Source organism: Acidovorax sp. 106 (assembly GCF_003663825.1).
Lineage (GTDB): Bacteria > Pseudomonadota > Gammaproteobacteria > Burkholderiales > Burkholderiaceae_C > Acidovorax.
The window spans coordinates 1255767-1267432 of sequence record NZ_RCCC01000001.1 but is presented as its reverse complement, the minus strand read 5'-3'; the positions used below and the strand labels follow the sequence as shown (position 1 = coordinate 1267432).

Annotated in this window: 11 protein-coding genes; 6 read left to right on the top strand and 5 right to left on the bottom strand. The window is 65.8% G+C overall.

The features are described 5' to 3' along the window. Nucleotides 1–165: 165 nt before the first annotated feature. Entirely contained in the window at nt 166–384 is a 219-nt protein-coding gene (locus C8C98_RS05710; RefSeq protein ID WP_121453481.1) for a hypothetical protein, read from the top strand. Nucleotides 385–412: 28 nt separating this feature from the next. Continuing rightward, complete coding sequence (locus C8C98_RS05705; RefSeq protein WP_121453480.1) at nt 413–814, top strand: tautomerase family protein; 402 nt, start codon at nt 413–415, stop codon at nt 812–814. Between the two features lie 20 nt (nt 815–834). On the opposite strand, the gene C8C98_RS05700 is transcribed toward C8C98_RS05705, so the two are convergent. Beyond that, a complete protein-coding gene (locus tag C8C98_RS05700) occupies nt 835–1959 on the bottom strand; it encodes a YbdK family carboxylate-amine ligase (protein ID WP_121453479.1) in 1125 nt (374 codons plus the stop codon). Then, on the bottom strand, nt 1949–3208 hold the full coding sequence (locus C8C98_RS05695) for a cation:proton antiporter (protein ID WP_121453478.1): 1260 nt from the start codon (nt 3206–3208) through the stop codon (nt 1949–1951). Before C8C98_RS05695 ends, C8C98_RS05700 begins: the two co-directional genes overlap by 11 nt. A gap of 426 nt (nt 3209–3634) precedes the next feature. Between C8C98_RS05695 and C8C98_RS05690 the strand changes: the two genes are divergently transcribed. From C8C98_RS05690 to C8C98_RS05680, 3 genes are read left to right on the top strand one after another with little or no spacing between them, the layout of a single operon-like run. Then, a complete protein-coding gene (locus C8C98_RS05690) occupies nt 3635–4576 on the top strand; it encodes an IPTL-CTERM sorting domain-containing protein (protein ID WP_158600138.1) in 942 nt (313 codons plus the stop codon). A gap of 36 nt (nt 4577–4612) precedes the next feature. Further along, the gene (locus C8C98_RS21990) at nt 4613–5470 is read left to right on the top strand and encodes a hypothetical protein (protein WP_233574463.1); all 858 of its coding nucleotides are present in this window, start codon (nt 4613–4615) and stop codon (nt 5468–5470) included. Nucleotides 5471–5511: 41 nt separating this feature from the next. Beyond that, nucleotides 5512–6120 (top strand): tail fiber protein, encoded by a 609-nt coding sequence (locus tag C8C98_RS05680; RefSeq protein ID WP_121453476.1) that lies wholly within the window; start codon nt 5512–5514, stop codon nt 6118–6120. Here the strand turns inward: C8C98_RS05680 and C8C98_RS05675 are convergent. Both C8C98_RS05675 and apaG read right to left on the bottom strand, forming a co-directional pair. Further along, nucleotides 6109–8112 carry a site-specific recombinase gene (locus C8C98_RS05675; protein WP_121453475.1) on the bottom strand — a complete coding sequence of 668 codons (2004 nt, stop codon included), beginning with the start codon at nt 8110–8112 and terminating at the stop codon, nt 6109–6111. The genes C8C98_RS05680 and C8C98_RS05675 overlap by 12 nt on opposite strands. After that, a complete protein-coding gene (gene apaG / locus C8C98_RS05670; protein ID WP_099656923.1) occupies nt 8109–8516 on the bottom strand; it encodes a Co2+/Mg2+ efflux protein ApaG in 408 nt (135 codons plus the stop codon). Before apaG ends, C8C98_RS05675 begins: the two co-directional genes overlap by 4 nt. 86 nt (nt 8517–8602) lie before the next feature. Between apaG and rpe the strand changes: the two genes are divergently transcribed. Further along, nucleotides 8603–9286, top strand: a complete 684-nt coding sequence (rpe, locus tag C8C98_RS05665; protein WP_121453474.1) for a ribulose-phosphate 3-epimerase — start codon at nt 8603–8605, stop codon at nt 9284–9286. Between the two features lie 46 nt (nt 9287–9332). Here rpe and C8C98_RS05660 read toward each other — a convergent pair whose 3' ends face one another. Continuing rightward, complete coding sequence (locus tag C8C98_RS05660; protein ID WP_121453473.1) at nt 9333–11522, bottom strand: HAMP domain-containing sensor histidine kinase; 2190 nt, start codon at nt 11520–11522, stop codon at nt 9333–9335. Nucleotides 11523–11666 lie beyond the last annotated feature (144 nt).

The following is an 11666-nucleotide window of genomic DNA, read 5'->3' as shown; positions in this document are numbered from 1 at the left end:
GGGCAATGGTAACGGGGCGCTTGCGCACAGTGGGCGCCACAGCCGGTGCATGGCGGGCTTTGCACGGGGTGCAAAACGCTGTTGCGCGGCGGGTGGTTTCGGCGGCGGTGGCCTTTTTTTACAGTGGCTTCACCGTCCAACCTTCATCCGCCAAAGGAGCCCGCCATGTGGCACACCGCCTTGCCTATCGCCGAGTACGCCCGCCTGCGCGATGCAGCGCTGCAGCAGGCGCACGCCCTGCGCCGCGAAGCCATCCACGCGGCATGGAGCGCCGCCGGGCATGGGTGGCGTACCGGGTTGCGCGCCCTTTGGCGCCAGGCTTTGCGCAGGCCTGACCGCTCTGCGGTGCCAGGCGACGGCGGTGTTTCCAATCCATCCCTTTGAACCGATGCTTACCACCAGGAGCTGAACCATGCCCACCCTTGTACTCAAAGTAGCCCCTTTGCAAAACCCCGAACGCTATCGGCAACTGGCCCGGGCGCTGACCGACCTCACGGTGCAGTGGCTGGGCAAGCGCCGGGAGGTGACCGCTGTGGTCGTCGACGACCTGCCCGCCGCGCGCTGGCACATTGGCGGCGAGCCTGCCGAACATGCCACGGCGCTGCTGGAGATCAGCATCACCGCAGGCACCAATACGGCGCAGGAGAAGGCCGCCTTCATGGGGGCTGCCTATGCCGAACTGCAGCGGCAGCTGGCAGGCGGCGGAGCTCTCGCTGAAGCCAGCTACGTGATCGTGCGAGAGCTGCCTGCCAGCGACTGGGGCTATGGCGGGCGCACGCAACTCGAGCGCAAGCAGGCGCGCTTACCTGCTTGACGTTAGGGGTTTGCGAAGGCTCAGACCGGCGCGCCGCGAAAACGCTGCGCTGCCTGGCGGCTGACCTCGGCCAGCAGCCGCTCCTCGCGCTGGCGCTCGCGCAGCCAGCGGGCGTCGTTCTGGCCAGCTTCGGTCTCGGTGCGCAGCAGGTGCAGCGCGTTGGCGGCGCCTTGCACGGCGGCGTGGCTGGCAATCTGGTTCATCGTCTGCAGGATGTGCTCGCGCAGCGGCATGTGTTCGCCCGTGGCGGGGTCTACATACACCGCGTCCAGCCCAAAGCGGCAGGCCTGGAAGCGGTTGTAGGTGTAGACGAGGTAGTCATCCTCTTGCGGCATGAAGGGCTGGTCGGCCAGGAACCACGAGCCCAGGGCCTGCACGTAGCCTGCCAGCGCGGCGGCGCGCTCAATCGTCAGGGGGGTGTCGAACACGCGGATCTCGATGGTGCCGAATTCGGGCTTGGGGCGAATGTCCCAGTAAAAGTCCTTCATGCTTTTCACGACCCCGGTGCGGGTCATCTTGTCGAAGTACTGGCCAAACGCTTCCCAGGTCAGCACAAACGGTGCGCGACCCGACAGGGGGAACGCGAACACCGAGTTCAGCCGCGCCGAGTCAAACGCCGTGTCTTGCCCCTGCACATAGGGGCTGGACGCAGACAGCGCGATGAAGTGCGGTATATAGCGCGACATGCGGTGCAGCATGAGCAGCGCGGCATTGGCATCGGGGCAGCCAATGTGCACGTGCTGGCCGAAGATGGTGAACTGCTTGGAGAGGTAGCCATACAGCTCAGACAGCTCACGAAAGCGCGGCTTGTCGTAGATGCGGCGCTCATGCCACTGCTGGAAGGGGTGCGTGCCACCGCCCACCACGGCGATGTTGAGCTTGTCGGCGCTCTTGACCAGCGCATCACGGATGGGGGTGAGCTGCCCCACCACCTCGCTGGCCGAGTGGCAGATGCCGGTGGAGATTTCGATCATGCTGTTCGTCATCTCGGGCACCACGCTGCCGGGCAGCGGGGTTTTCTTCATCAGACGCAGCATGTCCTCGGCATAGGGGGCCAGGTCGTAGTCGTTGGTGTTGACGAGCTGCAGCTCCAGCTCAACGCCCAGCGTCAGCGGTTCGGAATGGTGGAAGGCTTCAAGACTCATTCGACTCTCCGTTGCGGCCACCGCGCAGCAGCGGTGCCCAGGGTTTCGAGCTTTCGCCCGCACGGTAAATGGCCACGGTGGCAATCACGGCGCCCAGCACCTCCATCAGCAAGATGGCGGGCAGCGCCACGCTGGCAATCTGGTAGCCGATGGAGGGCGAGGCCACCACAAACTGCGAGGCAATCAGCAGCGCAATCGACGACATTGGCGTCATCGCGCAGCCCACCCACAGCGCCTGGCGCCAACTGGCACCGCTGCCCACATTGCCCACCGCCACGCCCAGTGCCTTGGCCAGCAGGCGCACGGCGATCAGCGCCAGCACCACGCCCGCCACGGGGCCACTCCAATCGGCCTGTGCGGCCACGGTAGAGACCAGCACAAACATCAGCATGGTGAGCAGCGAGGACGCATTGCCCAGCTGCCGTGGCCAGGCCCAGGGCCGGGGGTTGAGCTGCTTGAGCAAAATGCCCGCCAGAAGCGCTGCCAGCGGGGCCGAGCCGCCCATGTGGGCCGCCACCGCCGTGCCTGCGGCAATGAGGGCCAGCAGCAGCATGGAGGTGTTCTCGCTCGTGGGGCTCATGAAGCGCAGTGCCGAGCGCAGCACCAGGGCCAACACCGCCGCCACAATGATCGACACGCCCAGCACCACCACAATGGGGTACACGGTGCTCATCAGCGTAGCGCTGTGGCGGTTCATCTGCTCAGACCAGGCCGAGCCCAGCGTGAGGGCGTACAGCGTGGAGAGCGTGGCCAGCACCACCGCGCGCTCGGTCACCGGGCCGGCTGCGCGGGTGTCTGCCACCACACGGGTCAGCACCGCAGGCGACGCGGCCAGCGCCACCAGGGCCAGGGGCCCGGCCACTTGCGGAGGTTGGTCCAGCCACAGCAGCACGCCATACACCGCAAAGTACGTCAGCGCGGATTCGGCAATGCTTTGCACCAGCACCATGGGGTTGTGCCGGAACCAGCGCAGCGAGATGCGCCCGCCGCACTCGAACAGCACGATGGCAATGCCCAGCTCCAGCAAAAACAGGCCAATGCCCTGCAGCGGCCACACCGCCCCACTGAAGCCCGCCAGCCCTGCGGCCGTGCCGACCAGCGAGTAACCAAGCACCTTGGGCAGGCCCGAGTGGCGATGGACCAGATAGCCCACCATGGCCGCCACGGCCAGCAGCAGCGACCACTGCACGGTGGGCAGCCCCGCTGATGGCCTGAGCCATTGGGCCCAGAAGCTGAGAAGTTCGTTCATATCGATCGCCTTGACAACGGGGTGGCCGCAGCCCGCCCGAGGGGGAAAGGAAGCCCGTTGCTTTGCTGTGCGCCACAGGCTTGGCGCTGGTGCACGCCAGAACTTTGGGGTGTGTGAAGAGGCAACGGGTTCGGAGGGCTTCGAATTTACGGAAAGACACATTCGCGTGGTGTAGGACAGGCCCTGATTCTTGCTGCTTGGCCGTAACGCCATGTGTGCAGCCCGTTCCCCGATGGCCATTGCGGCGCTTGCGCATTTTTTGTTTTGCATTTCAAAAAGCCAGCGATATAAAAGATTTCATGGACAGGCCCGCTCTGTAGGCCCGCTCTGTTCTCTGTGGCACTTCCGTGCTTTGACGTGCTTGGGGGCTGGTCTGGCCGCTTCATCTGCGGTTCCACGGCTTCTGCTTTACCTTTTTGAATGTTCATGACGCTTTTCAATGTCGCTGGCCTCAGGCTGGCTGGGCCTCTTTTGCTCTTTGGGGGGGCGTTTGTGGTGGGCCCTGCGCAAGCCGACTGGGTATTGCCCACAGGGGCTAACGTGCAGCTAGGGGGCGGCTCTGTCCGCTTGGGTTGCACCGATGTGCAATTGGGCGGGGCGCTCTCGTTGTCTGGGGGCTCTGTCGGCGCTGCGCGCAATGTGCAAGTGACTGCAGGCGCACAGCTGGATGTGGGCGCTGGCACGGTCGATTTGGCCCAGCAGTGGAGCAACCAAGGGTCGGTCTCGGTGACCACCGGCGGCGTGACCCGTGTGGCCTCCGCAGGGTGCCCTGTGGTGGGCTCTGCAGGGCCTGTGCAGCTGTCCGCCCCGGTGCCCGTCACCGTGTCGATACCTGGGAGCAGTGGCGGTACGGCCCAGGTGTTGGTCAGTGGCACGGGCAGTTGCACCGTGGTGCCTGGGAGTGTGCAAATTTCCAATAGCGCCCCCGCGCTGCCGGCCAATGCGGCGACTCCGCTGGGTGTGCTGCGCTTCAACGCGGCGGGTTGTACTGGGGCCTCCGTCACCGTGCAAGTCACCTACCCGGTCGGCAGCCTCTCTGGGCTCACGGTGCGCAAATACGGCCCCTTTGGGCCGCAGCCCGCTCCAGCAGGCTGGTTCAGCCCGCCAGGGCTGTCGGTCAGCTCTGGCAGTGGGGGGGATGTAGTGACGTACACCGTGTCCGACAACGGGGATGGCGACAGCAATTCGAACGTTGGGGAGATCAGCGACCCCATGGCGCCCCTGTGGCTGGGCGCAGCTGCGCCCACGCCGGGCAATGTGCAGGCCGTGCCGACCTTGGGCCAATGGGGTGTGTTGATGTTGGTCGGGTTGATGGGGGTGTTGGGTGTGCGACGCCTGCGACCCCTGAGTTCACGCAGGGCTGCATAAGCCGCAGCCCTTTAGGTTTTTTTCTGAGGCTAATTCATGACGTTTGTTTTTTCTCGATCTGTCCAGGTTCTGGCAGTCATTGCCACCTTCGGAGGTGTGACTACCTTGGCGGGCGCTGCAGACATGACCTTGACCCCCTCTGCAGGCAGCGCGACCATCATCCAGTCTGCCGCAGGGGCGGCTGCGGTGCGTGTCCAGCCCAACGGGGATGTGCAGTTGCCGGGCATTGCCGCCACGCCAGCCGCTGGTACCACGGCGGTGTGCCACGACGCCAATGGCACGCTGGGGCGCTGTGACCCAGCGGCTTTGGCGGGCGTGCAGGGCCCTGCGGGGAGCACAGGGCCCACGGGGCCTCAGGGTACTACTGGCGCTACGGGTGCGACCGGTGCGCAGGGGGGTAAAGGGGATGCCTGGTTGGTCAAGGCCACGGCAGAGGCCGCAGGAGCCAACTGCGCCACTGGGGGCCAGCGGCTGGACTTTGGCTTTGACTCCAGTGCCAACGGTGCGCTGGAACCTGGCGAAGTCACTCGCACCAGCTATGTGTGCAATGGCGCCCAGGGCGCACAAGGTGTGCAGGGGCTCAAGGGGGACCCTGGAGTCGGCGGTGTCACCGGTCTGGAGGAGGTGCGGCATGGCTGTTTCAACGCCAGTGCTGGGGTGCAGTCGGGCACGGGCTATGCGGTGGCTTTGTCCGGTAGCTCCTACACCGTGACTTTTTCACCCGTGCCTGGCGCTGGCAACTACACGCTGCTGCTGGACGGTCGCACCAGCACCGGACGGGCGCTGGCGCTGACCTCGGGCGGCACCCTCAACACTGGCGTGACCATCGCTCCAGGCTGGCTGGATGCGGGGGGCGAGACCGTCCAGCGCATTTGTTTCATGGTGGCGCGCTGACTGGGCGGCCACTTCCTTTACGTTTAGTCAGGAATTCAATCATGCGGAATCAGTTTTTACGCGCCACGGCCTTGTCGTTGGCTCTTTGTTCGGCGGTTTGGACCCCAAGTTCTCACGCGCAGTCAGACCCCTTGATGGGGCAGTTGATGCTATTTGCGGGGAATTTTTGCCCCAAATATTGGCTTGAGGCCAACGGCGCGACACTCTCTATCAGCCAAAACTCTGCCTTGTTTAGTCTTTTGGGGACGACATATGGTGGGGATGGTGTGAGCACATTTAAGCTGCCGGATTTGAGAGGGCGATCACCCATCGGAGATGGTCAGGGGCCTGGCTTGACCTACCAATCTTGGGGTGAGGCGGGGGGCGAGGAGAACGTGACTTTGTCGCAAAACAACATGCCAGCGCACACCCATGCCCAGAGCATTGTTGCGACCACGGCCGCAGCCACCGATAGCGCCCCAGGGGGCGGGCGCATGTTGGCTCAAGCGCAAAATGCCGGGATCTATGCGGCATCAAACGGATCAACGACCAGCGTGGCATCAGGATCTACTGGTGTCAGTGGCGCAAATGTCCCGGTTGCCATCCGAAATCCCTATTTGGCCATGCGATGGTGTATCGCCACGCAGGGTATTTACCCTTCACGACCCTGAGTTGGCTTGTATTCCATCCGCAACCTTTCGGGGCGGTCTGAAGAAATCCAGTGGCCGCGACTTCAGCCGCGCTCGGATCGCTGCGTAAATGCGCGAGCGGTCCACCCCGCTCACGCTGCGCGCGCGCATGGCCAGGTTGAAGGCGAGGTAAAAGCTCACGCCCACGTTGAGCGCGCCCAAGAGCGGCAGCGTGGCCACCGCCCACCAGAAGGAGGGCTGGTGCAGCACGGCCAGCCCCAGGGTGGCGCTGGCCGCCGCAATTTGCCCGGCCGACAGCGTGACGTGCCGCACGTCCAGCCCCAGGCCAAAGAAGGTGGCAATCACTGGCACCAGGCCCAGCATGAAGCCCAACGAAATGTTGGCCGCAAAGCCCGAGATGTTTTCGCGCAGGAAGTGCGCCCAGCGACCCGCCCGCTGCACCCCCAGAAAACGGGTGATGCGCGGGTTGTACCGGATGGCAGAGTCCAGCCGCGCCAGCACAAACCAGTTTTCGGCCCAGCCCGCGATGATGCTGGAGGCGAACAGCAGCACGCCAGTGAATGCCGCAAACATCACCGAAGGGCCCAGCAGGTGCAAGGACGCCAGCACATGCTCAGCCTGCTGGGTGTTGATGGGCGCATGGCCCAGGGTGTGCAGCATCAGCAGCGCAATGCCCAGCACCACCGGGTACACCACCAGCACGTTGCCCAGCACGGCGGCCACCTGCGAGCGCACCAGGTGGGTGATCTCGTCCACAAACGACTCAATGGCGTCGCCGGTGCCCAGTTCCTTGAGCTTGGCGGCCATGGCGGGTGCCGTCATGGCGGGCTGTTTGGTGGCCACGGTGAAGTGCAGCAGTTGCACCAGCACAAAGCTCACGGCGTAATTGAACCCGGCCCAAAAGCCCGCCCAAAAGGCCGACAAGGTCAGCGCATACAGTGCAAACTTGGCCAGGGTGGTGAAGGCAATCACCAGCCCGCCGCCTGCCGCCTTCTTGACCATGGAGCGGTATTCGGCCGCTGTGCGGGTGATGTAGTGCTCGCCTGTTTCGGCGCTGCGCTCGGCCACCTTGGCTGCCACCAGCGAAGAGTTGGATGCATACAGCGCACGCAGGCTGCGCCGCTCTTGTCCCACCTGCACCAGCGAGGCCATGAGCTTGGCGGTGGTGGCGGCGGGTTTGGGCGAGAGCAGGCAATCGAGCAGCAGCCGCACGCGCAAAATGCGTTCACGCAGTTGGCGCAGGCGAAACACCAGCCCTACCGAAATGCCGTTGTCTTCAAAGTGGGTGTACACCGTGGCGGCTGCAGCGCGGCAGGCCTCCAGCCGCTCGCGCAGGCGCTGGGCGGCTTCGTTGAGCCGGTCAGGGGTGCGCAGGGCGTGTTGCACTTCCACGCGCAGGCTTTCCACATCGCTGATGAGTGCATGAAACGGCTGCGCATCGCGCGCGGCTTCGCTCATGCGCAGGCGCAGTTCGGGGGCAAAGCCGGTCGAGAGAATCTGGCCTGCGCAGTACGTCATGGCGTTGAGCAGGGCCCGGTGCCACAGGGAGATGCCAGGCCCATCGTCTGGCGCCAGCAGTGCGGCCAGGCGGTTCAGCTGGGCTTCGTCCAGGGCCGACACCCACTGGGCATCGAACTCGTGCGGCAGGGCCAGCACAAACAGCTCGGAAGCGTCGATCGTCTCGGGCGTGCCGGGCAGCCATTTGGTGCGCAGGCGCACCGCCAGCTCGCTGACCAGCGCAGTGCGGGGGGCAAAGCCAAAGTCGGCCAGCAAGGTGGTGATGTCCACGGTGTCGATCAGCCGGGCCCACCAGGCCTGCAGGCGGGCCTGCAGCTCGGGGCGCGCCTGCACGGCGTCCAGAAACAGCTGAAACCGGGCCACCGCACCGGGCACTGAGTCGCGCTTGCCGCGCACCCAGTCGAGCAGGTGGATGAGCCAGAGGTGGCGGTCAGCCAGATCGGCCTGGGGCTGCAGCGCAGCCAGGATGCCGGCCAGATCGTCGGGGCGGCTCAATGCAGCACCCTCGTGCCCAAGGGCTGGCCCGAAGGGCCGTGCTGGATGGCTTCCAGCACAAACAGGGGCACGGGCGTGTCGAAGGGTTCGCCGTCTTCCGCCACGCAGTGGAAGGTGCCGTGCATGGTGCCGCTGGAGGTGCGCAGGCGGCAGCCGCTGGTGTACTGAAAGGCCTCACCGGGTTTGAGCAGGGGCTGCTGCCCCACCACGCCCAGGCCTTTGACTTCTTCGGTGTGACCACGGGCATCGCTGATGATCCAGTGGCGCGAGATCAGCTGACCGGGCGCATCCCCCGTGTTGGTGATGGTGATGGTGTAGGCGAAGCTGAACACCTCGCTGTCTGGCTCCGATTGCTCGGGCAGATACTCGGGCAGGACTTCCACCGCAAACTGGTACTTTGACATGGGCCGGATGGTAACCGTGGCGGCCCATTTGCGGGGGCTTGCACCCCTGTAAAACCCCAGGGATCGAGCTTTGCGACAATCGGGGGATGAGCCGCACCTTCCAAATCGCCCCCTCGATCCTCTCTGCCGACTTTGCCCGCCTGGGCGAAGAAGTGCGCAATGTCATTGCCGCTGGCGCTGACTGGATCCACTTTGACGTGATGGACAACCATTACGTGCCCAACCTCACTTTTGGCCCCATGGTGTGCCAGGCCCTCAAGCCGCATGCCAAGACGCCTGCGGGCGTGGCCGTGCCGATTGATGTGCACCTGATGATCCAGCCCGTGGACGCCCTGGCCGCTGCGTTTGCCGACGCGGGTGCGGACTACATCAGCTTCCACCCCGATGCCTCGGGCCATGTGCACCGCAGCATCCAGGCCATCCGCTCCAAGGGCGTCAAGCCCGGCCTGGTGTTCAACCCTGCCGAGCCGCTCGATGTGCTGGACTGGGTGATTGACGACATTGATCTCATCCTCATCATGAGCGTGAACCCTGGCTTTGGCGGCCAGAGCTTCATCGATTCGGCCCTGCGCAAGATCGAAGCTGTGCGCAAGCGCATCGACGCCTCGGGCAAGGACATCCGCCTGGAAGTGGATGGCGGCATCAAGACCGACAACATCCGCCGCGTGGCCGATGCGGGTGCCGACACCTTTGTGGCGGGCAGCGCGATTTTTGGCAAGCCTGATTACAAGGGTGTGATCGACGCCATGCGCGTGCAGTTGGCTGCTTGAGGGCCGCTTGATGGCGGATGGGGTGTCGCACCGTCCCCGGTGCGGGCTACCCCAGCCGTTGAAACGTCAGTACAAACGCCACGCCACCCTCGGTGTTGCGGGCGTTGATGGTGCCGCCCATCTTGGCCATGTAGGTTTTGGCCACAAACAGGCCCTGGCCCCGGTGCTCGCCCTCACCCAGCGGGGTGGGGCTCCCGGGGTCCGATACACCCAGTTCAAAAATCCGCTCCAGCAGGTCTTCGGCAATGGTCGAGCCCTGGTTGTGCAGCGTGGCGCTGGCGGTGGATTCTGACGCCGCGAGCGTCAGCGTGATGGGGCTGCTTGTGGGGCGGTAGCGGTCAGCGTTGCGAAGGATGTGGGTCACCACGTCTTCCAGCGCAAACTCGTCGGCCCGCACGATGACCGGGCCAGGGTGGCTTGGGCCCAGGTCGTACACCACATCCAGAATCCCTGCAAAGTGCGCGTTGTCGGCCACGTTGCGCAAGAAGGCATCCAGGTCCAGCCGCCCCTCGGGCACATCGGCGGCTTGCAGCGCCTCGGCGGGCGATGCGGTGCCGTACAGCACGTGGATGGCCTGCTGCATGCGCTGCACATAGCGGTGGCCGGGGTCTTGCGGGCCGTTCAGTGCCATCAGCGACTGCAGGGGCGACATGATCTCGTGCCCCACGGCGTGCCACATGTCGCGCTCTTGCTGGGCGCGCAGTTGCTCGCGCTGCAGGTCGTCCTTCACGCGCTGCAGCAGGTCAGCCAGGCCACCGGCCAGAATGCCCAGCTCGTCCGAGCCGCGCAGGTCCGACACATCCAGGTCGCCCAGCCGGGGCCCGGTGTGGCCGGGCTGCACGTTGTACGACACGGCAGCGGCGCGGCGGGTGAGGGCGGTCACGCGGCGGATCAGGCCGACCTCGACCACCAGCCAGGCCAGCGCAATGGCGCCCAGCATGGCGCCCAGGTACCACGACAGGCGCGTGGCCACGGCGGCCAGGCCTTGCTCCACGCCGCGCAGATGACCGGTGAAGTTGACCACGTAGTTGCCAGTGGGCGTGTCCAGAATGTCCAGGGCCGTGGGCGCGGCGGGCGTGGCTGCTGCCGGGCCCACGCCTGCAGCCTCCAGCGGCAGCCAGCGGATCAGGCGCAGCAGCCAGGGGGCTGACGGCTCGGCCTGCACGTCCAAGCCTTTGAGGGTGATGGCGCTGGCCTCGTCACTGCCCAGTTTTCTGATCTGTACACGCTCGCCCGGCAGCAGGCTGCGCGAGAGGTCGCCCAGCGATGCGGCCAGCTGCGCGCCGGGCGCGTCGCTGTCGAATAGGGGTTTGGTGGCCTCGCCCGGCGCCAGCATCTCCACCCGCACGCGCATTTGCCCGAGGTCTTCGGGCGGCCAGACCAGGCGCTCGTCTTTGCGGAACAGGGCTTCGCGGAACAGCTCGACGGGCAGGCGGATGGAGTAGTGGGTGCGGCGCAGGCAGTCTGGGGTGGTGGTGGCCTCGCCAGAAGGCGGGCTGGCCGATGGGGGCGGTAGGTCGCGACACTGACCGCTTTGCCACAGCCAGCCGCGAAAGTCGCGCACCGGCCGGGCTCGGGCATCGAGCTGCGACGTGCCGTTGTCCACGAACCCCGTCAGGCGCCCGCGCACGGCTGTGCTGCCTTGCGCAGGCATGGCCTCGTAGGGCGCAACCCAGCGGTAGGTGGTGCCCCGCATGTCGAGGCTGATGCGCGCACGGTGTGCCTCTGCGGGCACCAATGCGCCACGCTCGCGGGGCGTCAGCTCGCCTGCGTAAAAGCTGCCCACCAGGTAGATGAAGCCGCCTGCGTAGGGGTTGTTGCCAATCGCCGCGCACACCGAGGCCCCGTCGGGGTATTGCACCGAGCAGCCCGCCATCTCCACGGCCTGCTGCGATTTTTGGGGGTCGTCAAAGTCGATGGCGGCGTAGGGCAGCAGCAGCGGCGCCAGCGGCGTCACGCCCTGGCCCAGGTGGCTGGCGTTGAGCAGCGCCAACTGGCCCGAGGGGTGGCGCAACCGCGCCATGACCTCTGCCTGGCTGCGCACAAAGCCGTGCTGGTAGGCCTGCCAAGCGCGCTCCTTTTCGTCCTTGAGCACCACCACGCTCAGCGCCACCGTGGCCAGGGCCAGCAGCACGAACACACTGCGCACAAGGATGCGCAGGCGGAACGCTGGCAGGCCCAGGCGGGGCATTTCCAGACGCGATATTTCAAGTGCGGGGTGCAGTAGGCGTTTCACTCCATTCCTCTCGGGTGAAAGTACTGCGCAGGGCGATCCAAACTGGCGCGGCCCAGGTCAGGGCCGCCGTGCAAGGGCCGCCCCGCCGCGCTGGCGGCGTCCCCCTGCCCGCATTGCGCAGCAAGGCGAGAGCGGGGGGAAGGC